The organism is Gimesia chilikensis (assembly GCF_008329715.1).
In the GTDB taxonomy this organism is placed as follows: domain Bacteria; phylum Planctomycetota; class Planctomycetia; order Planctomycetales; family Planctomycetaceae; genus Gimesia; species Gimesia chilikensis.
Genome location: NZ_VTSR01000009.1, coordinates 39,949 through 65,480 on the forward strand (window position 1 = coordinate 39,949; position 25,532 = coordinate 65,480).

The following is a 25,532-nucleotide window of genomic DNA, read 5'->3' on the forward strand; positions in this document are numbered from 1 at the left end:
CTCACCGGCCGGGTCGCAAAAACTTGTATCCCCTCTATTCTCTGATCTGCCCTGCTCCGTGGGCCACGTATTTATAACTCGTCAATTCGTTGAGCCCACAGGGGCCCCGTGCATGAAATTTGTCTGTACTGATGCCGATTTCCGCTCCCAGGCCGAACTCGCCACCATCATTGAAACGCGTGCTGGCATTCACGATCACAGCCGCTGAATCGACCTCGGTCGTGAACTTCTCTGCTGCCGCCAGTTCGGTCGTAATGATGGATTCGGTATGCCCCGAACCGTACTTATGAATGTGCTCAATCGCAGCATCCATATCATCAACGACCTTAACCGACAGGATCTTCGCCCCGTACTCGGTGCCATAATCTTCCTCGGTCGCAGGCACTCCGGTTCCCACCAGTTCCAGTGACCGGGGACAACACCGCAGCTCAACACCCGCATCCAGCAGTGCTTTCGCAACTTCGGGTAATAAGGTCTCTGCGACGTCAGCGTGCACCAGCAGACACTCGGCGGCATTACACACACCGGGCCGTTGACACTTACTGTTGACTGTAATCCGCTTCGACAGTTCCGGATCTGCCGTCTTATCGAGGTAGACGTGGCAGATCCCGTCGAAATGCTTGATCACAGGCATCGTGGCATCGCGGGCCACACGCTCGATCAGCCCCTTACCACCACGGGGAATGGTCACATCAATGTATTTGTTCAACTTCAGAAAATGCCCCACCGCTTCGCGATCGGTGGTCTCCACCAGTTGGACGGCCTGCTCAGGCAGCCCCACGTCGCGGAGGCCTTCCTGCAGCAGCTGATAAAAGGCCATATTGCTGTGAAAGGCTTCTTTTCCGCCGCGTAAGATCACCGCGTTGCCGCTCTTCACGCATAATGCGGCCGCATCAATGGTCACATTCGGACGCGACTCATAAATGAAGAACACCACGCCCAGAGGCACTCGCACCCGCGTTACCAGCAGACCGTTGGGACGCATGTTACTGTCGATCACTTCACCAACCGGATTAGGCAAAGCCATGATCTCTTCCAGCGCCGTGATGATGCCCTCCAGCCGCGCTGCGGTCAATCGCAGACGGTCGATCGACGCTTCCGACAAACCATATTCGGGAGCCTGCTCGATATCGCGTTCGTTCGCAGCCAGTAAATCAGGAGTCCGTTCCCGAATCAGTTCGGTCATCCGGCGGAGCCAGGCATTCTTCTGATTCCCATTAGCGGAAACCAGTTTACGCGATGCAGCGCGGGCCTGCTGAGCCAGTTGTTCTGTGTATTGCGCCAGGTCTAATTCGGTCGTACTACTCATAACTTCAAGCGATCTAAGCAGGGATTCACCGGCCCCTGCCACCGGGTTAATCTGAAACAGACAACAGCTGTGGAATGTGGATTCTCTAAAATATTGACACAGACTTTCCCCGGCCGGTGCGCTTCTGTATCGCCCACCGCAGTCCAGACGAACCGGGTTCCGCATTCCGAAGTATCAGCAATCAGCGGAAATGTGTCAACGCGGGATCACTTTTCGCGCTGATAACCTTCTAATTTTATCTATTTTAAACGCTCTCCGGAAGAATTTGAGTTCCCGGAGAGACCTCTGCTCAGAATTGCCAGTCGGAATACAGTTTAGAACGAAACTCGTGCCATTCCGCATTCTTGTTCTTGGTACCACAGCTTTCAACCATTTCTGCTGACCATTTATCCATGGTCCTCAACCGGTCAGACATGATTCGCACGGTATTATAAACGACTTTCTGCGCCCCGCTGACTCCCGCCTTCAGCAATTGATCGAAGTTCTTCCAGGGAATCCGCACAATGGACACATCGGAAGTCGCCACCACGCTCGCCGAATGCGGAGCCGGTTTAAAAAAGGACATTTCACCAAAAATGGACAGGGGTCCCAACTCGGTCAATGTCTGCTCATCTCCGTTGGAAAGCTGCTTGCGAACCTCGCAGGTACCGCGCTGAATGATCCAGAGATACCGTGTCGAATTACCTTCATCCAGAATGCGGACTCCTTCCGGAAAATCCTCTGTCTCAGCCTGGTCGAGCAATTCGTCCATTTCCTCCGGCGTGACTGATTGAAACAACACGCAGTCATTGATCAGCTGCTCTGTGGAAACCATTTATATCACCTCTTCTATAGCGCCTGGTGTAAAATTAAGTTAGCTTTTGATCACTACCAGATCATGGCTGTGATCCCTTTAAAAACCGCGATCAGATGCCTCCCATCACGGTGGCCCGCCCCACACGACCAATGCCCAGAATGTAGGCGGCGATGCGAAGCGATACTTTTTTATCAGTGGCAATCTTCCAGACAAGCTCAAAGCTGTCATCCATAATACGGTCTAACTCGGAACGAACGCGAGCTTTTTCCCAGCTGAAGTGCTGTCGGTTCTGAACCCATTCGAAGTAACTGACGGTTACTCCGCCGGCATTGGCCAGAATATCGGGCACCACCACGACCTCATTTTTCGCGAAAATTTCGTCCGCATCCGGATCGGTCGGGTTGTTGGCGGCTTCAATAATGCACCGCGCCCGGACCTCTTTGGCATTCTCTTTCGTCAGCACGCCCCCGAGGGCTGCCGGAATCAGCACGGTCACATTGGAAGCCAGAACTTCATCGTTCGAAATCGCTTCCGTCTCAGGAAACCCGCGCACGGCCTTAGTATCTTTACAGTACTCAATCAGCTTGGGGATGTTGATGCCATCTGCACAGTAAATCCCACCGCTGGCATCGGAAACCGCAACAATCTTGGCCCCGAATTCATCCAGGAAGTGGGCGGTATAACTCCCCACGTTCCCGAATCCCTGAATCGCCACGGTCACACCGGACAGATCGATCTTCATGTGATCGAGAGTCTGCCGCGTGATCATCGCCACGCCGCGGCCCGTCGCTTCTTCACGACCGTCTGCACCATGCAGTTCCAGCGGTTTTCCGGTCACACACGCCGGGTTGAAGCCACAATACTTTTCATACTGGTTCATAATCCAGGCCATTACCTGGGCGTTGGTTCCCATGTCAGGGGCCGGAATATCCTTGAGGGGACCGATCACATCGTAGATCTTATCGATAAATTTGCGGGTCACCCGTTCCAGTTCTCCCTGGGACAGCTTGGACACATCGACCGAGATGCCCCCTTTCGCTCCTCCGTAAGGAATATTGACCAGCGCGGTCTTCCACGTCATCAGGGATGCCAGGGCCAGCACTTCATCGCCATCCACTTCGGGGTGAAAACGCAGTCCCCCTTTCATGGGTCCGCGGGAGCTGTCGTGCTGCACACGGTAACCGATGTAAGTGGCAATTTCCCCGTTGTCGCGTTCGATCGCAACTTCTACCTTGACCTCGCGCTCCGGCGTCCTGAGCAGCTCCTGCATGTTCCGCGAAAGCCCCACCTGACGGGAAGCCTGGTCGAAGTAACGGCATGCGGTCTCGTATGAACTCATGAAAATCTTTCCTCAATCAATTTCAAAACCGGTCCCGCAGTAACGGCTCAGAGACCTCTGCAGATCAAATTTCCGCATTGCATCGACCGATGAATATTTTTCGCTACCTGCTGCCCTGAGAAGCGGACTTCACATAAGTAAAAGGTAGGTCGTAGTTTTGTCTTAAACCCTTTGAAAATCAAAGAATTTGCCATTCTGCACCGGGTTGAGGGAAGCCCCTCAAACCAGCCGCTGTCTCTTTGTTCCCAGATAGCCTGATGATGAATCAGACCGCTGCGGAACTGCCTCTACAATCACGATAGTTGTTATAGTCCGTTTATTCATCTTTCTCACCGGTTTTCTCAGCGCAGCGGAGCCAGCGCCTGTTGGGGCGCCTGCTCAGAAGGCGAAGGAACCGGATCAGACCAGATGCCGGGTATCTCCTTTAAAATATAAAGTGCCAGCTCGCGGGCATACAACGCATGCCCCTCACGCGAGAACTGGGGAACGTTCTCTAGAAAATAACGATCCGGGTTCTGAATCGCCTGAAAGACAGGCGAAGTATCACAATAGGGCACATTCAACTGCTTGGAATACGTCTCCAGCAGCTCAAAGGGAAACCGGCTGCCGTACTTCACCCCGTCACGGACTCCCACCGCGGCCCGCGCGTTTTTTCCACTCATCGCAGACTCGGAAACCTGCCAGGGTTTGGGATAAGTCGCGAGAATGAACCGAGAATAGGTTCCCTGTGAGATCTGCTGAATATTCTGTATCGGCTCCAGCGTCTGACGGACATACACGGACCAGTCGGGCGGATGATCTTCCAGCCAGAGATAAGTCCCCTGGGGAGTATCGATATCACGATCCAGTCCCGCAGGCTGATTCTGAACCCAGTAATCTCCTAACCATCTCAGCAGATACCGGTAGACCAGGAAATGGCTTTCCAGCTTCTCGGGAGCATTCATCTCTTCAAACAGCGGATGCATCGCACAGAGCGGCACGCCCGTGTCTCCGATCTGCGTGAAGCGGCGTAATGCGTGATCATTGGCAACATCGGACATATCAAAATTAAACAGGATCAGATCCGGCTGCAGCCCTGACAGCGAATGCCTCAGGTGCAGATAAGACATCAGCGGACAGGCATCGGGCACCCCGGCGTTGATCACTTCCACCTTGAGCTGAGTCTGTTTCTGCAGCAGTTGCTCCAGCCTCACACAGAACGTATCCTCGTCTGCCATTTCAGGGGCCAGGACGGTCTCCCCGCCCAGGCAGAGGATCCGGTACACGCCCGTCGGCTTGGGAATCGCATATTCTTTGCCCCGCAATCCCATGCTGTTGATCGAAAACTGGACGACCTCTTCGGTATCCGGATGCTTCCGCGTGACCTGCTGCAGGGGACGGATGCGGTGATAGCTGACATCAGAGGGAATCAGAAAACCGTCGGCGTCATAACTGCTGACACTCTCCTGCTGCCGGTATTCCTCGATACGTAACGCGACCTCACTCCCGACCGCGAGGAGGACGAGAGTCAGCAGTGCCAGCGTTAAATGCTTGAGCCAGCGCAGGCGAGAACGGATCATTTTCAATTATCAGAATACCGCTGCTAAGATTCTGTCCGAGGCGTCCGTGCCCCGTTACGGAATTTCGGCGAATCAAGAAGGCGGGATTCTAAGTTTCATCGGTAAATACAGCAATATGAGTCTGTCAGAGCCACTTCGCACGCGAAAACGACGACGGCTCCGCATTGAAAAAACAGAGCCGAGTACGTACCTTGCATCATCCTTTGGTTCGTTTCTGACGCTTTAGAAGACGACCATTTCACCTTCGATCTGGACGAGAGCCCCATGAGCCAACCCAAAACCAATACACCTAAAGTCAATGACAAGCGGGCATTACAGCTTGTCACCGAGCTGATGGCCATCCCCGGAAAAAGCGGAGAGGAAGGCCAGATCGCTGCCGAGATCCAGCGCAGACTCATCGCCGCCGGTCTCCCGGAGAAACAGATCACCTTCGACACCGCCCATAAGAAGAGCAGCATTGGTGGTGAATGTGGGAACATGATCGTCAAACTGCCCGGTACGGTGAAAGGACCACGGCGGCTCCTGATGGCCCACATGGACACAGTTCCCCTCTGTGTCGGAGCGGAACCGGTCAAAAAAGGGAAGCTGATCCATTCCAAAAGCCCGCTCACCGCTCTGGGAGCTGACGACCGCGGGGGCTGCAGTGTGATTCTCAACGCCCTGATCACCATCCTTGAACAGGATCTGCCCCACCCCCCTCTCACCTTCGTCTGGATGGTGCAGGAAGAGATTGGCCTGGTCGGCGTGCGGCATTTGACCACCAGCAAGCTGGGCAAACCTGCCATGTGCTTCAACTGGGACGGCAAACTGGCCGACTTGGTCTGCATCGGTGCCACCGGTGATTCGGGCATGCTGATTCACATCAACGGACTCGCCAGCCACGCAGGTGCCCACCCCGAACTCGGCGTCAGTGCCGCCGTCATCGCGGGAAGAGCTATCGACGATCTCGCTACCAACGGCTGGCACGGACTGGTTGTCAAAGGGAAAGACTCAGGCTCCAGCAATATCGGCGTCCTGTCCGGCGGAGCAGCTACCAACGTCGTCATGCCGGAGCTCACGATTAAAGCAGAAGCCCGCAGCCATAACCCCCGCTTCCGCGAACGCATCCTCAAAGAATTCAAAAAAGCCTTTGAAAAAGCAGCCAAATCCACGAAAAACAGCGCCGGACAAAAAGGCCGTGTTTCGTTCGAGTCCTACTTAAAATACGACTCCTTCCGGCTCTCCACAGACGAACCCGCCGTCCAGACCGCCAGCCAGGCGATCCGGAAACGAGGCGGCACTCCTGACCTTACCATCGGTAATGGCGGACTGGATGCCAACTGGATGACCGCCCACGGCTTCCCCACCGTCACCCTCGGTTGTGGCCAGCAGGATATTCATACCACCAGCGAAACACTGATGATCGATGAATATCTCAAAGCCTGCCAGATCGGCCTGGACCTCGCGACAGCAGCCGAATCAGATACATAAACACGTCCTCTCTTCAACACAAAGAACGTAACGGTATGAGTCAGCCCCCGTCCTTCAAAGCCATGTGGAGCAGTCTGCAGGAACAGGTCAACCAGCGTCTGGACGCGGCCCTGGATCCCTCAGCCGACTGCCCACCCATTCTCAAAGAGGCAATGTCTTACAGCCTCTCTGCCGGGGGAAAACGGCTCCGTCCCATCCTCGTATTGCTCAGCTGTGAAGCCTGCGGCGGAGACCCGGAATCCGCCTTCCCCGCTGCTTGCGCGATCGAAATGGTGCACACCTATTCGCTGATCCATGACGACCTCCCCGCCATGGATGCTGATGCCCTCCGTCGGGGCATGCCCACCAGTCACATCAAGTTCGGGGAAGCCAACGCAATTCTTGCCGGCGATGCCCTGCTCACTCGGGCGTTTGAACTGCTGGCCAGTGAAATTGAAGTAAAGTCAATTGCAGCAGACTGTTGTGTCGACCTGGCCAATGCCGCTGGCGCCGTCGGCATGGTCGGTGGACAGGTCGCGGATCTCGAGTCAGAACACCTGACAGAAGCCACGCTCGAACAGCTGGAAGCCATCCATCGTCGCAAAACCGGTCGACTGATCTGCAGTGCCCTCACCATGGGGGCCCGCATCGGAGGCGCCGACCCCGAACTACTGCGAAACCTGGAGAGATACGGAACCTGCATAGGATTGGCATTCCAAATAACTGACGACCTGCTTGATTTAACAGGTGATGAAGAAAAAATGGGAAAAGGCGTGCGAAAAGACGCCGATCACGGTAAATTAACTTACCCCTCGCTGATTGGCGTTGAAGATAGTCGCCAACGCGCCCAAAATTTAGTTGAGGAAGCGTGCCTCTCGATCGCCCCACTTGGGAGCCACGGCCAAAGATTGGAAGAACTGGCCCACTTTATATTAGAACGAGATCACTGATGAAAATCGAAATTCTTCCCCGGATCAAATCCCCCGTGGATTTGAGAACGCTTTCCGGGTCTGAACTCGAAACACTGGCAGACGAAATACGTGAAGTTTTGTGTACCGTGGTGGAAGACCGGTCGGCTCACTTTGCCAGTAACCTGGGAGTTGTCGAACTCTGTATTGCCCTGCACCTTGCGTACGATTTCCGCAAGGATCGTCTTATCTGGGATACCGGGCATCAGATCTACCCACACAAACTGATCACCGGCCGCTACGAAGAGATCTCCAGCATCCGCCGCAAAGGGGGCCTGATGGGCTACCCCAACCCGGAAGAGAGTGAATACGACCTCTTCATGACTGGGCATGCCGGCGCGAGTGTCTCGACCGTCATGGGCCTCAAAGCAGGCGACGATCTCGCCGGCGAACCGGGACGCAAATCGGTGGCCGTCATCGGCGATGGCGCACTCCCTTCGGGCGTGGTCTTCGAAGCGATGAACAACGCCGCCGGCCTCAACCAGGATGTTCTCGTCATCCTGAACGACAATAAAATGGGAATCTGCCCCCGTGTCGGCGGACTCGCCAAGTACCTGGATAAAGCACGTGTCGCCCCCTTCTATAACGGTCTCAAACGCGATGTCTCCTGGCTGCTGAATAAGCTGCCCGTCGTCGGCGAGTCAATGGAAAACACACTGGGCAGCTTCAAAGAAGCCGTCAAAGGCTTCCTGCATGGCGGGATGCTCTTCGAGGAAATGGGCTTCCGCTACATCGGCCCGGTAGACGGACACGATATTGAATCACTGTCCGGTTACCTGCAGATGATCAAGAACATCAAAGGCCCGGTTCTGCTCCACGTACTGACGGAAAAAGGGCATGGCTTCGAGCCAGCCACTAACGATCCGGTCTCCTTCCACGCACCGGCTCCGTTTCAGCGGAACGAAGACAACGAAATCGTTCCCATCGAAAAGCCGGGGGCTGCTAAATCCAAGGCTTATACCGACGTCGTCAGCAATTCGATCTTCCAGGCCATGACCGACAACGAATGCGTTGTCGTGCTCACCGCCGCCATGTGTGCCGGCAATAAACTGGGCAAAATTCGTGACGCCTTCCCCGATCGCTTCTTCGATACCGGTATCTGTGAGGCCCACGCGGTCGCATTCGCCGGCGGGATGGCCAAAGCCGGTCTGCGACCGATCGTCGATATCTACAGCACCTTCCTGCAGCGGAGCTTCGACCACATTTTCCAGGAAGTGGCCCTGCAGAATCTGCCCGTCACATTCTGTCTGGACCGCGCCGGGATTGCCGGCGAAGATGGCCCGACCCACCATGGTGCCTTCGACAACTCCTACATGCGGTGCTTCCCCAACATGGTGCTGATGTCCCCCGGCGATGCCCAGGACGTCGAACGCATGCTGGAATTCTCGCTGACCTTCGATGGCCCGACAGCCATTCGCTACCCCAAAGCAGCCGCCGATGCGGTGGAACGTCAGGTTGCCCCTGTCGAACTGGGCAAGTCCGAAGTCTATGTCTGGGGCAAAGATGGCATGCTTGTTGCCTTCGGATCCCTGTTTACCGACTGTGTTCGCGCCGCCGAACAACTGCGGGAAGAGGGGCTCGATGTCGGCGTGATCAACGCCCGCTTCGCCAAACCCCTGGATACCGAGGTCATCCATCAGGCCCTGCAGGAATCGGGCTTTGTGATTATCGTTGAAGAAGGTACACTCTGTGGCGGTTTTGGATCCGCTGTGCTGGAATCGGCTAACGAAGCCGGCATCAACACGCAGCACCTCAGACGTCTGGGTATTCCCGATCGATTTATCGAACACGGTCATCGTGGGGAACTCCTGGCTGATTTGGGACTGGATGTGGCAGGTATTTCTGCCGCAGCGCGTGAGATGGCTCAGCAGTCCAGATTATTGATCAACGAGTAAACAAATCGGCTTTCCTTCTCCAATCAGTATGGACGCTTGATTTACGGAGCCTTCCGCATGTCGTCATTGAATGCAGCCCTGCCCTCATCCATCGTGAAGTTCTTCTGCCTCGGTCTGACAACAGCCTGCCTGCTGTTCTCGGCCCAGGCGGTCTCCGCGGAAACCTATGAGCTCCAGGAGTCGGCCCAGACTCCGCGGACCTTCAAAGTCAACTCCACGATCAAAGTCAAAGGTCAGCTGGAAACCGCAGTCAACGCTGCCAAGGCCCGTTCGCTCGAACTGGATGTGGATGGAAAGCTCGAATACCTCGAACAACGTCTACCCGGCACCGGTCGCGATGCCGAAGCCTTCCGCTCGGTTCGCTTCTACGAAACTGCGACAGCCACCATCGACGTTCAGGGACAGAAAACCTTCGCCCGCGGCAGTGATCGGCATCGTCTGATTGTTGCTGAGGGTCAAACAGAAGGCCTCTCCCTGCATTCGCCGAACAGCAACCTGCTCCCCTCGGAAGTCGAACTGCTCAATTCCCCCGGCGACTCCCTGCCCGTCCTCGCCCTGCTGCCTCAGTCGGAAGTGGAAGTCGGCGAAGTCTGGACTCCCGATCGCTGGGTTCTGCAGTCACTGACCGGACTGGAAGCCGTATTGAAATCAGAACTCACCTGCCAGCTCGATTCCGTCGCCGACGATATCGCCACGATCACCTTTAAAGGCAAGATCGAAGGCGCGACCGTAGGTGCCCAGACTGAGATCGATGTGAAAGGGAAATTTCAGTTTCGCACTGACGAAAATTTCATCAGTCACCTGGAACTGGAGCAGACGGAAAAACGCTCGGTCGGTTCCGTCAGCCCGGGGATGAAAGTCACCGCGAACGTCAACTGGGACCGCAGCCTGGCAGCCAGCCCGGGAGAACTCACCGAAGAAGTCGTGGCCTCGATCCCTCTCGAAACCAGTCCCGAATCCAAATACCTGAGTTTTGAAACGCCCTGGAACGTACGACTGCTGCTCCCCCGCGACTGGTATGTGTTTCACCAGACAGGACAGGTCGCCGTTCTGCGACTGCTCGACAAAGGCAGCCTCATCGCACAGGCCAACATCTCCAAGATCCCGTCCGTCAAAGCAGGCGAACATACTTCCGAGCAACAGTTCCATCAGGACATCCGCACTTCGCTGGGCGATAAACTGATCGAAATCCTCAAAGCGGAAAATCTGAAGACCGACGACGGTCGTTACATTCATCGTGTCACGGTCGCCGGCAAAGCCAATAACGTCCCCGTGCACTGGATCTATTACCTCTGTGCAGATCCCTCAGGACGTCAGATTTCGTTCGTCTTCACCGTCGATCAGAAACTGCTGGGAGAACTCAAAGACCGGGACGCGGATATCGTCCTGAGCCTCCAGTTCCTCGATCCCCAGGCGCCCCCCCGACAGGCAGGCCCCGCTGAAGAGAACAGCGAACTCAAATAGAATCACGGCGAACGGGAGCATCGTTCATCCAGCTCCCGCTGCACAAATCACCCGATAACCGGCACAACCCGCGCCACCCCACCGCGGGATTTCGGATCGGGTAAGCTTTGTCGGCAACATCCCTCCATTCTGCGCGGTAAGCTTCAGGTGTACGACGATCAACCGGGCCGGTTCGCCGCACGTGTGAGTACGTTGATTCTCATCCTTTGAAACTCTGTTTTCCTTCCTGATCGAGAAGTGAAGCATGACCGCGATCCCTTTAGCCAGCCTGTTCTCTCTGTCGTCAGATATCCTGATTTGCTTCGGTGTCGGTCTATTGATTGCCGTCAGTCTGGGCTTCGTCGCCGGCTATCTGCTGGGCAAAGGGAGCACCGACCGCGACTTCCGTCGCGCGAAAAAACATCTTCAGAACTGCTACCAGCACGTACAAAAGTCTTTGGAAACCGCCTACGCAGCCTGTGCCCTGCTTGAGAAATATCCAGGTCCCATCCTGACTCGCGAACAGTCTGCCGAACTGAATCAGAAGCGTTCCAGACTGCTCGACCTGGTCGGTCGCCTCGTCGAACGCAAAACACCCGATCCGGCAGCAGAATCAGCGTCTCCCAAAACAGACAGGAAAAAGCTGCAGGAATTTCCTGCGATGCAATGGGCACTCCAGCCCGAACAGACTCACATCAAGCTCCCGGACGCGTCCGCCTTTGAAGCGAACCTGGAAATGATGCTGCTCGCGGGAACGGAAACCGAACAAAACAGCGGCCTGCTACTGGTACAGATGAATCAACACGAACAGCTCAAAGACCGCTTCGGCCTGATGGCGCCTGCCAAGTTCATGAAGACACTCTCTCGCCTGGTCCTGCATAAAATCCGGGACGAGGATGTGATCTGTGTCTGGAAATCAGATACCCTGGCAATCCTCTTTCCGGGACTGACCGTCTCAGAAGGACAGGCCTGTTCCGAACTCATCCGCGATGCTATCCGCCATCACCACTTCCGTCTGGAAACCAGCAGCCCGGAAGTCGTGGTCACTGCCAGCCTGGCTTACATCACCTGCGTACCCGGCGATTCAGCAGAGCTGGCCCTCGAACGGGGTGCCCATGCTCTGACTCAATCTCAGAAACAGGGGCGCAACCAGTTGATCATTCAGGACAGCCACTCTTACGAACACAAGCGGGCCATGTGATCTACTTCGCTACTGCGCAGCTTCGTCGTTCGTCGCTTCCATTTCACTGATCCACTGCCGGATCAGTTCAACCGCTTCCTGATGCACAATCCGGTTCCCAATGTTAGGCATGCGTGCAGCCAGATCGTTTGACTGCAGACGATGCATCAGAATCGATTTCTCCGGCGCACCGGGAACGATGTCATAACTGCGTCCACCGGAACCCCGTCCGGCTGCCACAGGCGTTTTCCAGACACCGATTTTCGCGGGATCCTGTTGCAGGTACCGCAGATCGAGCCCCGTGGTCCGTGCATTTCCACCGGGACTGTGACAGTGTCCGCAATTCACTGAGAGATACGACCGCACCCGCTCGTTGACATTACCCGAGTGGGCATCAGCAAAAGCCGGCAGCCGCTCAATCGCATCAGGCTCCGGGCAATCCTTGATCAGGTCATTGCGTTTCAGGTAGGCCAGCTGATTCTCTGCCCCGGAGGCATAGTCGAACATCCGGTTCAGGTTCGCAGCCGTCGGTCCGATGGGGACGTACTTATCGTGGTGACTGTGACAACTCAGACACTGATTCGCATTCGGCACCAGATGCCGCGTCGAACGTGGCTGGCCGTCTGCATGAATCCAGTCGACTTCGACCTCTCCCCCTCCCAGACTTAACTCGGCATCCGTCTGCTCCTCATTCCAGATATAGGAGTAACCATACCAGCCCGTCGGTTCCAGAAACTCGACTCGCGTTTCCAGCAGTCGTTCTCCCGTCTGCGAATCGCGCATGTCTTTGGGATAGGCAAACGTCTTGATCAGCATCGTGCCCACTGGAAACTCAAGCACCCCCGACTGCTGATAACTGATCTGCTTCCCCGGCGGGAGTCGGATAAACCGGTGCTTGGAAGTGTAATCGGTAAACAGAGTCGTGATTAAGTCGTAAGGAATCACACCGGCAGCCGGCTGCTGATCGGCTCCATTTCCTTTGAACAGTTTCAATTCAGAAAGCTTGCGGGGTGCATCGTAATACACGTTCAAAGTAGTGTTCTGCGAAAGATTGGGAGCCCCATGAGGCTTGAGTTTGACCGGCTGCAATGACTCTTGATTGCCTTCATACGGTGCCAGATCTCCACTCGGACGGTATTTGCCTGTCGCAATATTCGCGGGCGTCAGATTACTGAAATCGATATTCAGAAATCCAACCTCTCCGTTGTTAGCCAGTGTGAGGCTTTTCGTTTTCGCTGCCTGCTTCCCCTTCTTTTGACTAGGCGCCATAACACCGTCATAGACAATCGCGGGCAGAGGAGTCCCCACGATCGATTTCAGCAGCAGTCCCAACTCGCCATCCGGATCGGTGCCTCCCCCTTTAATCGTGTTGTCGTGAATATAAACCTGCTCCGGAAACGGATCGTAATGCGGATCTTTCAGCTTCTTGCCATAGATCAGAAAACTGACGACCGACACACTGAAGGAGCGATTGTCTTCAATGCGATTCTCAAACACTTCAACCTCGTCGGTCGCCATGATCAGCACCCCCGACCCCGCGGGCACGGAAGCCACCATGTTCCCTTTCGGGGCGAAGTTGGCCAGATTATTCTTAAAAATATGATTCCGAAACGCCCGCACATGACGTCCGTTCTTCTGGGGCAGTCCCGGCAGATCGAATACAAGCAGACCGCCGGTATTATTCGTGACCACATTATCATACACGTCGGCGTTGATCGTATTCTCGATTTCAATCCCCGCCACATTCGCTTCCGCGCGGGAACCGCGTACGACCACATCGGTCGACTGCCCCACATAGATCCCTGCATCCGCGGCTCCAATCGCGATACAGTTCTCGATTAACACGTTCCTGCACTGAACCGGGTAGAGGCCGTACGCACCATTGGTTGTTTTCGGTCCGTCGGTCCACTCGGTACGCACCCCGCGAAAGGTTACGTTCTCCGCCCCCAGGACTTTGATCGCATTATGGCTCGTATCTTCGACGGCAAAATTTTCCAGCACCAGGTTATCGCCGCTGGCCAGCAATCCAAAACTGCCGTCCCGCTGGTTTTTGAATGAGAGAATCGTCTTATCCTGGCCCGCCCCCCGGATTGTGACATTATCCGTCACCAGGTTCAGTCCCGAATGCAGATGGTAGGTCCCCGCTTTCAGCTCCAGGATATCTCCCGGCACCGCTTCGATCAGGCGTTCCTGGAATTCAAACTGAAACTCAGGCCCCGGACTGAACGTGTATGTGGCCGGTTTGAGCTCTCTCGGCGCGGCCGCATGTGTAGAAGAGACTGTGGTCAGGCAGACCAGACCGGTCCACAGACACAACAGCATGATAGAGTGAACTCGAGTGCCCGGGCGAGAAAGCATATTCATGGAAATCAACCTGCATCGAAGAGAAAAATAGAACTAAGGCTTCACCACAGAAAGCCCGACCTTCATCAAACCACCCAGCGAAGGTCGGGTATATAAATCAAACAATCGCCAGCCCACCGCTTCCGGATGGGGATGCGAAGCAAACCAGACCGGATGCGGAATCAAAGTCAGCGGCCCAAACAGAACCGTTTTTTCCACACCGGCCAGGAAGTAGGTGTTGTGTACATTTCCGATCCCGCTGGCGACATCCCGCAGGTCGGCTCCAGTAGCCCCACCCCAGGGGGTTGTCATGAACGCATAATTCAATGCCGGCCAGTGGTTGATCGCAACCGCGCCGTAATTCAACCGGGCAATTGCCTGCTCCAGTTGATCTGCCTGCTGTTTGCGAAACCGGTCCGGTACCGTAATCGTAGCACAGAGCGTCCCCCAGACATCCTCGTTCACAAACGAAACGGCACGTTCCAGAAATTCAGCCGCCGAATCCCCACCGAGAGCCGTCTCCGTACAGACGCAGACAAACGACTCTTCCTGAAACAGCTGAGGCGATTCACGGGGATCCGCATCCCGCATCAGTTTCCAGGGTAGATAATCTTCATCGGGAGGCAACTCACCGGCAAAGCGGGCCCAGCGATCTGCCGCTCCCGGATAATAGGCATAGCGGGGCGGTATCTGTGACAGCCGTTCTTCAACTAGTGATAGAAAACGGTCGCGCTGTTTCCAATGAGCCGCAGTGACGATCAGTTTGGTGGCCAGGCAGTTGAACGAAGCATTATTCACAATCGAGGCGACCACGTTTTCCGCCTGGAACCGCAGCTGTTTTTCAGAATACTCGCCGGGAACCACAATCCACGACGAGACATTTCCCAGTTCACTGGTAATAGGCACTTGGAGACGCGGCTGATTCTCTTCCTTCCGCGTACTGCGTTCGTCAGCAGTCGCGCCCCAGACAATCGCATCGTGCGTCTGCGTCGAACCGGTAATATGGATTCGCTCGAACACCGGCTGCTCGACCAGTGACGCGCCGGTGCTGCTGTCACCACAGACAATCCGCAAGAGCCCCGCAGCGATCAACGGTTGAAAGGCCTGCTCAAACACCGGCTGTAAATACTCATTGACCGGATTCATTTTCAACAGAACCCGTTCTCCATCCTGCAGGATCTTCGTCAATACATCCGTCGCAGGAATCGCAGAAACATTTCCCGCCCCCAGCACCAGGGTCAAAGGCAGAGCATGTTTCTCCAAAACAGACAGATCGAACAGCCCACTATTTGCGTCAGTGCGATTTAACCAGGCTTCTGCTTTCAATCCGTAAAAGACCAGTGAATCATAAATGCCGGACGCTGGAAACACGGGGACACGAGTCAGCCCCGTCTTCGACTCTAGCGGCGTTCCCGGCAGTGGTGGTGCTCCCGTCCGTGCGATGGACTCGAAGCTCAAGAGCAGGACCTGCAGGTAACGGGCCACCGAGACCGGTCCCGCCAGCACTTCCTCTGCACGAACCGGGCTCGCTCCAGGAATCCGTTTGGCCCGGCAGGACAGTTCCACCCACTCCTGCGCTACCGTTGACAGGCATGAAAGGCATTCACGTGTCAACCGCATCCGCTCCTCCAGCGGGAGCGAGCGTGGGGAATCGCCTGTCGTCAGATCCAGCAGCGCCTGCGCAACCGCAGGCGCTGCTTCGTCAGAGACGTGTGGTTGTTGCTGAATCATAATCTCCCTGACAGAGCGCTGGGTATCAGTGACCGATTCATTTTTCTCAAACCATTCCTGTGACTTACGGAGTCTCGACGACTTCGCCTCCGCCAATCGTAGACAGCGCCTGGTAGGTTCCCAGGTCAACGTTTTCACTGATGAAATGCACGGAACCATCGGCATACAGGAAATGACAGCCACCAATGTGCTGACTACGGAAGTTACTGGTCGCGTCTGCGCCACTCAAGGAACAGGTGGAATAACTTCCCAGATCAATCAGTGTCTCTGTAGTAGCATTCTTATTGATGCGATCTGCCGTACTCCCGAAAATACTGGCCCGGGCCCCGAGCACAGGTTTAAAGTCAGTATTGGGTGGCTGTGCAACAATCCAGGCTTGAGAAGCTTCAACCACCGGGGAGACCGCTGTGGTACAACCCTGTCCTTCACACAACTTGAACTGAGGGCCGGTCCCTGCTTCTCCCATCGCGATCGTATTGCTGGAACCGTCGATGATATCCCGCATCTTGGCACCGCGGTTCAGGTCAAACATCCCTCTGACAGTACTGGGATGATTGCTCGAACTGCACCAGCCGATATTTGATCCGCGACAGAGCGCATACGTGGTGATACCAAATGTATTGCCCACAGGCAGCCCCAAGGCCCCCAAAGCAGAGTCGGTAATCGGGTTCTGCCCGACATTTGACGGACAGACAAACGTAGGCACCACAGTCCGGGCTGCAGCAGCGGACTGGTTTTCCCAGGCACTCGTCTGATTGTAGAGATTCGAAAGGTTGGTCTGATCAAAATAGGGTAGCATCATCACGATCCCGTTGGAGATAAAGTTACCGCCCCCGGAAGAAGTGCTGAAATTAACGCTCGTCCCCAGCGGAAACGTGCTGTGTGCTTCGTGATAGTTGTGCATCGCCAGACCGAACTGTTTCATGTTGTTCTTACACTGCGTGCGACGGGCCGCTTCCCGGGCCTGTTGAACTGCAGGGAGTAACAGTGCGATCAGAATTGCAATGATGGCAATCACGACCAGCAACTCGATGAGAGTGAAGCCTCGCTTCAGACGTTGACGACATACCATAGCGTTACTCCTCGTAGTTCCGTAAAAGTATGAAAAGTGCCTGATCAAATTATCGAACACCGATTCTCAGAACCGGTTCTGGTAATTACATGACGCGAACACAGTATGAGAGTGCATCCCTTGTCGCCCCCCCCGTCTTTCAAACAGACTGGGAGCTACAAAGTCGCGTGCTCTCGGAACATTCTTTTCAAACAGAATTGAAGTAGTGGCTGCAGCAGATCTCCCCCTTCGGGAAGCCGCCGCGCATCTCAGCTATTTAGTCCGATACAGACCTGTATCAGGTATTAGACGTGACGTTTTCTAAAGTGATTAACCTCGTGTTCACCCTAAATGTGAACGAAAATTCGACTGATTTTGTCTAAAAAACCAATAGATCACCGGTAACGTTACCGTTACAATACACATGCTAGCGACTCGGTTTTTCGATTTCAATATAATTCTTCAGGAATTTCTCGATGGAACCAACCGCTGATCCGTTCCCCCATTCTGGGAATCTTCACAACCACAGGCGTGACAGGTATACTCTTTCAAACCGCCAGGAATGGAGCAAATATGTCGTCAACTGATACCAGTGCAATCTCCCCCAAAAAAGAAGTCTCTTCCCAGGAAGCCATCCTGAAGGCGGCGATTGAAGAGTTCGCCGAACGGGGTGTCGGCGGAGCCCGGATCGAGGCGGTCGCCCGCCAGGCCAATTTCAACAAATCACTGATCTATCGCTATTTCACTGATAAACAGGGCCTCTTTGAAGCCGCCCTGCAAAACAAACTCCAGGAACGCAGCGACACCGTCGAAAAGATCCCCATCGATATCACCGAGATTCTGCAGTACTACTTTGAAGAGAATCTACGCGACCAGAACTATGTTCGCGTTCTACTGAATGAAGCCCAGCAGAATGCGGGCGCTCCCCTGATCGATGAGCCCTGGCGACGGGAATACTACCAGAATCACATCAACCGTCTAAAAAAATCGCAGGAAGCGGGCATCGTCTCTGACGAGTTTGACCCGGTCTGCCTGATGTTGATTTTTACCGCCCTGGTCTTTTTTCCAGCCACGCTGCCCCAGCTGGCGCAGCTGATTTCCGGACACCCGGTTGATTCCGCAGAATTTCAGGAACACTGGAAGAACTGCCTGTCAATCTTCGGAAAGCTGTTTCAACCACAGCCACCCGACGAAAAACAATAACGCAATCCATTACCTCTAATACACTTAGGGATATTGCGCGGCCTTTAATATCTCATTGGATCGAGCCGACCGGAACCGGACAAAACCTGCTGCGCCATCCGGGAACACAGCGCGACAGAATTTCCTCAGGTTTGACCAACAGATCTACACCCAGATGCGTAATAAGACCTACGGAACTGCTGTCTCAAAAGAACCTTCGTTCTGACAACAGCAATTCATTAAATCCGCCGCTGTCAGGTAGATCGGAGACGCCTAACTGGAAAATGTCATCTTGTCCTCTTTTCCGAGATCCTATAATATCAAATGGCTTACATAAGTGAATTCCCGGTGTCACGTCGGCTTCACTGATGCTTTCTCTTTCACATGAATTTCAGATAACGGACGAAACTTATGAAGTTAAATCCTCCCTCAAAAGCAGCCTCTGCTCTCAGTCTCTGCATGGTTCTCCTGCTGGGAACCGCAATCTTCGCTCAGCAGGCCTCTGTCTCTGATTCTTCCAATGACTCTGTCACAGCCAAACGCGTCTGTGCCATGGTCAGTCGGTTCCATATCAGCGGCAAACCCATCAATGACGAGATCTCGGCGAAACTGATGAAACGTTTCATCAAGCAGCTCGATCCACAGAAGCTCTACTTCTACAAATCCGACATCGAGCAATTTGAGGCGGAAAAGGACCAGCTGGACGACAAACTGGCCGTCGGCGATGTCAGCTTTGCTTACAATGCCTTTGACCTCTACCTCCAGCGTCTGCAGGAGCGGATGGACTACGCCCAGCAGCTCGTCGATGTCGATCATGACTTCTCCGTCGATGAATCGATCATCGTCGATGCCAAAGATCTCGATTTTGCCAAAGATCAGAACGAGATGAACGAACGCTGGAGAAAACGGGTCAAATACGATCTGCTCAACCTGATTCTGGAAGACACCGAACTCGCAAAAGCCCGCGAGCAGTTACACAAACGTTATCGCAACAATCTCCGCACCATGGCTCAGACTGAAAAGCCTGAGAAACTGGAGATGTACCTCAGCGCCCTGACTCACTGCTTCGATCCTCACTCCAGCTACATGTCTCCCCAGACACTGGAAGATTTCCGGATCAGCATGGAACTCAGCCTCGATGGGATCGGTGCCGCTCTGCGTTCTGAAGAAGGTTACACCGTCGTTGCGGAAATCGTCCCCGGTGGTGCAGCCGATGCAGACGGTCGCCTTAAAGCAGGTGACAAAATCGTTGGCGTTGCCCAGGAAGATGGCGAGTTCGTCGATGTTGTCGAAATGAAACTCAGCAAAGTTGTACGTTATATCCGTGGCAAACGAGGCACCGTAGTTCAACTGCGGGTCAAAAAAGAGAAAAACAATGCCATGGAAGTTTATAAACTGACCCGGAAGAAGATCGAACTGAGCACTTCCGAAGTCAAAGGGAAAATCATCGATACCGGAGAACGTCTCCCCGGCAAGACCGGACGTATCGGCGTGATCAGCATCCCTTCGTTCTATCGGGATTTCCGTGGAGCACAACGGGGTGATGAGAACTTCAAGAGTACCGCCCGCGATGTCCGTCAGGTACTTTACGACTTCCGTGATCAGGGTGGCGTCGATGGCGTTGTTATCGATCTGCGGTTCAACGGTGGTGGTGCACTCAGCGAAGCCATCGAAGTTTCCGGTCTGTTTGTTGACGAAGGCCCTGTCGTGCAGGTTAAGCAGATGGACGGCGAACGCAAAATCCACAGCGACGTTGAACCGGGTGCAGTTTACACCGGTCCGCTGGTTGTGGTCTGTAACCGCCTCTCCGCTTCTGCTTCCGAGATCTTTGCCGGCGTCATCAAAGACTACAAGCGGGGCATCATCATCGGTGATACCACCACTCACGGTAAAGGAACGGTACAGAACGTAATGCCGGTCAGCAACCAGATGTTCTCCTTCCTCAAAGGCCAGGACCTGGGTGCTCTGAAACTGACCATCAACCAGTTCTACCGCGTCAACGGCGACAGTACTCAGAACCGGGGCGTCCGTTCCGACATCGTTCTGCCTTCGCTGATCGACAATATGGACCTGGGTGAATCCTTCCTGGATGATGCGATGGAGTTCGACAAAACCGAAATCGCTCCACACGAATCACTGGGAATGGTCAGTCCGAAAATCCTGGATTACCTGAAGCAGGCCAGCACCAAACGTGTTGTGGCTGACAAAGACTTCAAAGAAACCCAGGATGAGATCAACAAGTATCTGAAAAAGAAAAATCAGAAAACCATCTCTCTGGTCGAAGCCGAACGGCGTAAAGAACTGTCGAACGACAAAGAGGAAAAGAAAAAAGAAGACGAGAAGAAGGACGAAGCAGCTGACAAAGATATCTTCAAGAAGGATCACTACAACGATGAGATCCTGAATATCACTGTCGACTACATGAATGTGCTCAAAAATATGAACACAGTCCAACGCTAGTCTCACTGGATATGATTCCCCCCGGTAGCTCCGACTCTCAATTGAGGGTCGGAGCTTTTTTCATTCGCTGCTAGATTTCTTCAGGATACCAGATGCAGAACCCTGCCTCCCTGCCCCGCTATGATCGCCTGCAGACTTACCAGTGGAACTACGCGCATGCGCCTGCACCGCAGGAGCTCGATATCCCAGCTGTTCCCGGCAACTGGAGCTTCTGCGGGCTCCCCGTCCCTTCCCCACTGGGTATCCCCGCCGGTCCGCTGCTCAATGGAAAATGGGTCCTCTATTATGCCAGCCTGGGCTTCGATGTTTTGACCTACAAAACGGTTCGCTCTTCCGCACGGGAATGCTACCCGCTTCCCAACCTGCAGCCGGTGACTGCATCCTCCATGACTGGACAGGAATCGCAGGTCACCCTCACCGATCAGATGCAGGGAAGCTGGGCCGTCTCTTTCGGTATGCCTTCCGCTGCCCCGGAAATCTGGCGTGACGATATCACTCGTACCCGTGAGTTACTGCCTGAAGAAAAAATCCTGTCCGTTTCCGTCGTCGGCAGCCTGCAGCACGGCTGGTCCCTGGAAGATCTCGCCGAAGATTACGCGATCTGTGCCCGCTGGGCCCGTGAGAGCGGTGCCGACTGTATTGAAACGAACTTCTCCTGCCCCAATGTCTGCACCCGCGACGGACAGTTATATCAGCAACCTGAGGCTGCCACTCTGGTTGCCAGCCGCGTCCGAGAGGCGATCGGCGACACTCCCTACCTGATCAAAATCGGACATCTAACTCAGGAAGAGACCGCCCGTGATTTCCTGCAGGCGGTCGCTCCCTTCGTGACAGCAATCGTGATGACCAACAGTGTCGCCACTACGGTCACCGATCCCCGGGGCACTCCCTTATTCAACGGCGAGCAGCGGGGAATCTGCGGTACCGCTACCCGTGAAGCCTCTCTGCATCAGCTAAAATGCTTTGCCCGACTGATCGCAGATTTACCTCAAAATGTAAACCGTCCGGAGCTGGTTTCCTGTGGCGGCATCAGTACAGCAGAGGATGTCAGAGAGTTCCTGAATGCCGGTGCCCAGGCCACTCATCTGGCGACGGCGGCCATGATCGACCCGCTGATTGCCCGGCAAATCCGTACAGAACTCGCGCAAAAAGCGTCTTGAGAACCCCGGGTTAGAGCAAAGGCCCCTGCCTGTCTGTTTTTTCTGAATCGCTGGTTTTGTCGCTCGACCCATCGCAGCAGGTACCGTAAGATGATGGCATGAATGCCATTGTCGTCCGAAATCTCGAGAAAACGTACAAAGTCTACCAGAAAAACGAAGGGGTTTTTGCCTCTTTGAAAGGCCTCTGGAAGCGCGATCATAAAACCGTTCACGCGGTGACCGATGTCAGTTTCACCATCGAACAGGGGGAAATCGTCGCTTTCCTCGGTCCGAATGGCGCAGGCAAAACCACAACCCTGAAACTTCTTTCAGGCCTGATTTTCCCCTCAGCAGGCGAAGCTACCGTGCTGGGACACGTTCCCTGGAAACGCGAAAACGAATACCGCCGCCGCTTCTCGCTGGTCATGGGACAGAAGAACCAGCTCTGGTGGGACCTTCCGGCACAGGAATCTTTCCGGCTGCACAAAGAGATCTATCGCATCGACCCACAGCAGTATGATCGCCGGATTGATGAACTCACCAGCCTGCTCGAAGTCAAACATCTGATCGGCCAGCCGGTCCGCGAACTTTCCCTCGGTGAGCGGATGCGCATGGAACTCATCGCCGCCCTGCTGCACCGCCCTGATGTTCTGCTGCTCGACGAACCCACGATCGGCCTGGATGTCGTTTCACAACGCCGCGTGCAGGAGTTTCTGAAATACTACCAGAATGAGCAGAAGACGACGGTCGTACTCACCAGTCATTATATGAAAGATGTGGAAGCCCTCTGCAAACGGGCCATCATCATCAACCAGGGGAGCATCAAGCACGATGGCCCCTTGAGCGACATTCTCGACCGCTTCAGTAATTACAAAATTATGGACGTCCAGTTTGACGGTGATGACATGCCCCGCGACTTCTCACAATGGGGTGAGGTCCTCGAAAATGAAGCGCCACGCGTGAAACTCAAAGTCCCCCGGAATAAAATTCCGGAGATCCTCTCCAGCCTGCTCGCGAAATACCGAATACTCGATGTCGGCGTCCAGGAACGCCCCCTGGAAGAGGTCATCGCAGAAGTCTTTACCGAACACAAAGAGACGCCGGACTACCAGCAGGCCCAGAGCCTGGAGCCTACAACAACCGAGTAACTCCGTCTGCCACCAGTAAACATATTCTTAGCATTTCCATAAAGAACCATGATCGCCAGCCTGCGGACCAACTGGATCATCCTCAAAACATCAATCGAAGAACGACTGGTGTACCGGGGAGATTTCGTCTTCGCGACCTTCGTCCGCTTCCTGCCGATCGTCACTCAGATCTTCCTGTGGGGCGCCATTTACGGCATCCACACGTCTAAGCCGATCAGTAATATTAAAGGCTACAACTACCAGGAAATGGTCGCCTACTACCTGCTGGTAATGATCGGACGTGCCTTTTCCAGCATGCCCGGCCTGGCCAACGGCATCGCCAACGATGTGCGGGATGGCACGATTAAAAAATATCTGATTCAGCCGATCGATATGCTGGGCTATCTCTTCTGGGCCCGCATGGCTCATAAGCTGGTGTACTATATGGTCGCCCTCGGTCCGTTTATCCTGCTCTTCTACCTCTGTCGGGATTACTTCTCGGGCTGGCCGGATGCCTTTACAATTTTCGCCTGGATCCTCTCCCTGCTGATGGCCTTTCTCGTCGGTTTCCTGATTGAGTCACTGATCGGCCTGATTGCGTTCTGGTTCCTGGAAGTCAGCTCGTTGATCTTTATCTATATGATGCTCAACTACTTCCTTTCGGGCCACATGATCCCCTTGGATCTCTTTCCGGAACCGCTGAGTCAGTGGATGCAGCTGCTGCCATTCAAATACCTGGCCTACTTTCCCGGGACCGTCATTCTGGGGAAATATACCCATCAGGAACTGATCATCGAATTGTCCATTGAAGTGGTCTGGATTGTCGTCCTGTTTTCTCTGAATCGGATCGCCTTCCAGCGGGGCATCCGCCGTTACAGTGCCTTCGGTGGTTAAACTCAGCAATCACCGCCCCGAGGGGCGCTCTAAAACCACCCCGCAGGCCTGTTCTACCCCCTGGAATCACTGGTTTCCACACCCTCTGAGCGAAACTTTAACATTTCCCCCTTAGACGGATCGGCCCCACTCTGCTAGAATGCTGGCATGGATGTGGTGTACTTCCGACATCTGCGACACCTCGCCAGAAAGTGAGTCGCGACATCCCTCGAAATCACGAACTCGAAGACACACTGCTGTGTCTCCCCGTTGTGAACCCGCCAGAGAGCCTCACAAGACGCTTGCAGGACTCGGACTGATCCCGCCGAATCAGACATGCTGATCCTGAATTGTGAGCGGAAACCGTTTCTGTTTCCGAACGAAAGACTGGTACAACGTCCGGCAATCTGTCCTAACCTGAATTAAAACGAATGTCTATCACACCTGTAATTCCCTCAGATGAAGAGGAACCTATATACAACCGGCTGTTCTGGTTCTGTTACCTGGCCAACGTGCTGCTGGTGACCGCAAATGCAATCACCTTCCGCTTCGCGGATCTGGTTACCTACCTGGGCGGTACCGAAGAGCGCGTCGGTGATATTGTCAGTTGCGGCGTCTTCGTCGCCTTAATCGGCCGTTTCTTTCTCGGTCAGGGCATCGACCGCTACGGTGTGAGAAAACTCTGGGCCCTGTCTGCAGCAATTTTCGTCGTCGGAACCGGCGGCATGACACTTTGTCGTAGCCTGGGCTGGGAAATCTTCGCCTTGCGAATGTGCTTTGCGACCGGTATCGCAGGCATGTTTACCTGCTCCGTCGTACATATCCAGCAGAAAGTCCCACATCACAGGCGGACCGAAGTCATTGGCAGCCTGGGTAGCAGCGGATTCGTCGGTATGATCCTGGGAACCCAGGTCAGTGACCTCATGATGCGCTGGCTCCCCGCCGGCAATGCCCAGTTTTACGCCCTGTTCGGTATCCCTGCATTCCTGGGCTTCAGTTACTTCCTGATCGTCCTGTACGTCACTCACAACGATGTCCACCGCAGACCACAGGTCACCCCTGCTGCACACCAGCTCCTGTTCCGCTACTGGCCGGGCCAGGTGATGGTGGTTGCAATCATGATGGGCCTCAGCTTTACCGTGATCAGCGTCTTTTTAACCCGCTTCGTCTCTCAACGTGGACTGGGCGGGATCGGGACATTCTTCCTGGGTTATGCGATTTCAGCCTTCTTCATTCGCATCTACACCCGCCGCTGGGGAACGACGGTAGGTCGGACCAAAATGATCACCATGGGCCTGATGGGGCACGCGATCGGACATACGATCCTGCCATCCATCACTCAGGAATGGATGCTGATTGGCCCCGCGATTCTCTGTGGCTTCGGACACGCTCTGCTCTTCCCGGCCGTGGTCTCCCTCGGAACGGAATCGTTTCCGCCCCAATATCGTGGGACGGGAACGACGATTGTGCTGGGCTTTTTCGACGCAGGTGCGATTATCTTCGCTCCGATCCTCGGGGGCATCATCGATAACTGGGGCTTCTACCCCATGTTCTACACGTCTGCCTCAGTCATGACGTGTACAGCACTGGTCTACACGCTGACGACGAATCACAGCATCAGCAAGGACAGCGCGGTCCCCGCGCCGAAGCAGGAACTCTGCACCGTCATGGACGATTCCGGCGATTGA

18 protein-coding genes are annotated in these 25,532 nt (G+C 54.6%); 11 read left to right on the plus strand and 7 right to left on the minus strand.

Annotation, left to right across the window (positions count from 1 at the left end):
* Positions 1-34: 34 nt before the first annotated feature.
* The 4 genes from FYZ48_RS13490 to FYZ48_RS13505 form a co-directional block, all read right to left on the minus strand.
* On the minus strand, positions 35-1,309 hold the full coding sequence (locus tag FYZ48_RS13490) for a glutamate-5-semialdehyde dehydrogenase (RefSeq protein WP_149341185.1): 1,275 nt from the start codon (positions 1,307-1,309) through the stop codon (positions 35-37).
* Positions 1,310-1,598: 289 nt separating this feature from the next.
* Positions 1,599-2,123, minus strand: coding sequence for a Crp/Fnr family transcriptional regulator (locus FYZ48_RS13495; RefSeq protein ID WP_145037581.1), 525 nt, complete (start codon positions 2,121-2,123; stop codon positions 1,599-1,601).
* 91 nt (positions 2,124-2,214) lie between these two features.
* Positions 2,215-3,444, minus strand: coding sequence for a Glu/Leu/Phe/Val family dehydrogenase (locus tag FYZ48_RS13500; protein WP_149341187.1), 1,230 nt, complete (start codon positions 3,442-3,444; stop codon positions 2,215-2,217).
* 341 nt (positions 3,445-3,785) lie between these two features.
* Positions 3,786-5,003 (minus strand): SGNH/GDSL hydrolase family protein, encoded by a 1,218-nt coding sequence (locus FYZ48_RS13505; RefSeq protein WP_149341189.1) that lies wholly within the window; start codon positions 5,001-5,003, stop codon positions 3,786-3,788.
* Positions 5,004-5,267: 264 nt separating this feature from the next.
* Here FYZ48_RS13505 and FYZ48_RS13510 point away from each other — a divergent pair, with 264 nt between their 5' ends.
* From FYZ48_RS13510 to FYZ48_RS13530, 5 genes are all read left to right on the plus strand, one after another.
* Complete coding sequence (locus tag FYZ48_RS13510; RefSeq protein ID WP_149341192.1) at positions 5,268-6,473, plus strand: M20/M25/M40 family metallo-hydrolase; 1,206 nt, start codon at positions 5,268-5,270, stop codon at positions 6,471-6,473.
* A gap of 35 nt (positions 6,474-6,508) precedes the next feature.
* Complete coding sequence (locus tag FYZ48_RS13515; protein ID WP_149341194.1) at positions 6,509-7,402, plus strand: polyprenyl synthetase family protein; 894 nt, start codon at positions 6,509-6,511, stop codon at positions 7,400-7,402.
* Entirely contained in the window at positions 7,402-9,315 is a 1,914-nt protein-coding gene (dxs, locus tag FYZ48_RS13520) for a 1-deoxy-D-xylulose-5-phosphate synthase (RefSeq protein ID WP_149341196.1), read from the plus strand. The genes FYZ48_RS13515 and dxs overlap by 1 nt, the downstream gene beginning before the upstream one ends.
* Before the next feature lie 57 nt (positions 9,316-9,372).
* Positions 9,373-10,779, plus strand: a complete 1,407-nt coding sequence (locus tag FYZ48_RS13525) for a hypothetical protein (protein ID WP_149341198.1) — start codon at positions 9,373-9,375, stop codon at positions 10,777-10,779.
* Positions 10,780-11,023: 244 nt separating this feature from the next.
* On the plus strand, positions 11,024-11,959 hold the full coding sequence (locus FYZ48_RS13530; RefSeq protein ID WP_149341200.1) for a diguanylate cyclase domain-containing protein: 936 nt from the start codon (positions 11,024-11,026) through the stop codon (positions 11,957-11,959).
* 9 nt (positions 11,960-11,968) lie between these two features.
* Here FYZ48_RS13530 and FYZ48_RS13535 read toward each other — a convergent pair whose 3' ends face one another.
* The 3 genes from FYZ48_RS13535 to FYZ48_RS13545 all read right to left on the minus strand — a co-directional run bounded on the left by FYZ48_RS13535 (position 11,969) and on the right by FYZ48_RS13545 (position 17,084).
* A complete protein-coding gene (locus tag FYZ48_RS13535) occupies positions 11,969-14,302 on the minus strand; it encodes a parallel beta-helix domain-containing protein (protein ID WP_242022643.1) in 2,334 nt (777 codons plus the stop codon).
* Between the two features lie 33 nt (positions 14,303-14,335).
* Positions 14,336-16,012, minus strand: a complete 1,677-nt coding sequence (locus FYZ48_RS13540) for an aldehyde dehydrogenase family protein (RefSeq protein WP_187782014.1) — start codon at positions 16,010-16,012, stop codon at positions 14,336-14,338.
* Positions 16,013-16,076: 64 nt separating this feature from the next.
* The gene (locus FYZ48_RS13545) at positions 16,077-17,084 is read right to left on the minus strand and encodes a DUF1559 domain-containing protein (protein ID WP_149341204.1); all 1,008 of its coding nucleotides are present in this window, start codon (positions 17,082-17,084) and stop codon (positions 16,077-16,079) included.
* Between the two features lie 552 nt (positions 17,085-17,636).
* On the opposite strand from FYZ48_RS13545, the gene FYZ48_RS13550 reads away from it, so the two are divergent.
* From FYZ48_RS13550 to FYZ48_RS13575, 6 genes are all read left to right on the plus strand, one after another.
* Positions 17,637-18,266: a TetR/AcrR family transcriptional regulator gene (locus FYZ48_RS13550; protein WP_149341206.1), complete on the plus strand. Its 630-nt coding sequence runs from the start codon at positions 17,637-17,639 to the stop codon at positions 18,264-18,266.
* A gap of 390 nt (positions 18,267-18,656) precedes the next feature.
* The gene (locus FYZ48_RS13555) at positions 18,657-20,705 is read left to right on the plus strand and encodes a carboxy terminal-processing peptidase (RefSeq protein ID WP_242022645.1); all 2,049 of its coding nucleotides are present in this window, start codon (positions 18,657-18,659) and stop codon (positions 20,703-20,705) included.
* A gap of 92 nt (positions 20,706-20,797) precedes the next feature.
* The gene (locus tag FYZ48_RS13560; RefSeq protein WP_149341208.1) at positions 20,798-21,865 is read left to right on the plus strand and encodes a hypothetical protein; all 1,068 of its coding nucleotides are present in this window, start codon (positions 20,798-20,800) and stop codon (positions 21,863-21,865) included.
* A gap of 98 nt (positions 21,866-21,963) precedes the next feature.
* Positions 21,964-22,992 (plus strand): ABC transporter ATP-binding protein, encoded by a 1,029-nt coding sequence (locus FYZ48_RS13565; protein WP_149341210.1) that lies wholly within the window; start codon positions 21,964-21,966, stop codon positions 22,990-22,992.
* A gap of 48 nt (positions 22,993-23,040) precedes the next feature.
* The gene (locus FYZ48_RS13570) at positions 23,041-23,865 is read left to right on the plus strand and encodes an ABC transporter permease (RefSeq protein ID WP_149341212.1); all 825 of its coding nucleotides are present in this window, start codon (positions 23,041-23,043) and stop codon (positions 23,863-23,865) included.
* Between the two features lie 410 nt (positions 23,866-24,275).
* Positions 24,276-25,532 (plus strand): MFS transporter, encoded by a 1,257-nt coding sequence (locus FYZ48_RS13575; RefSeq protein ID WP_149341214.1) that lies wholly within the window; start codon positions 24,276-24,278, stop codon positions 25,530-25,532.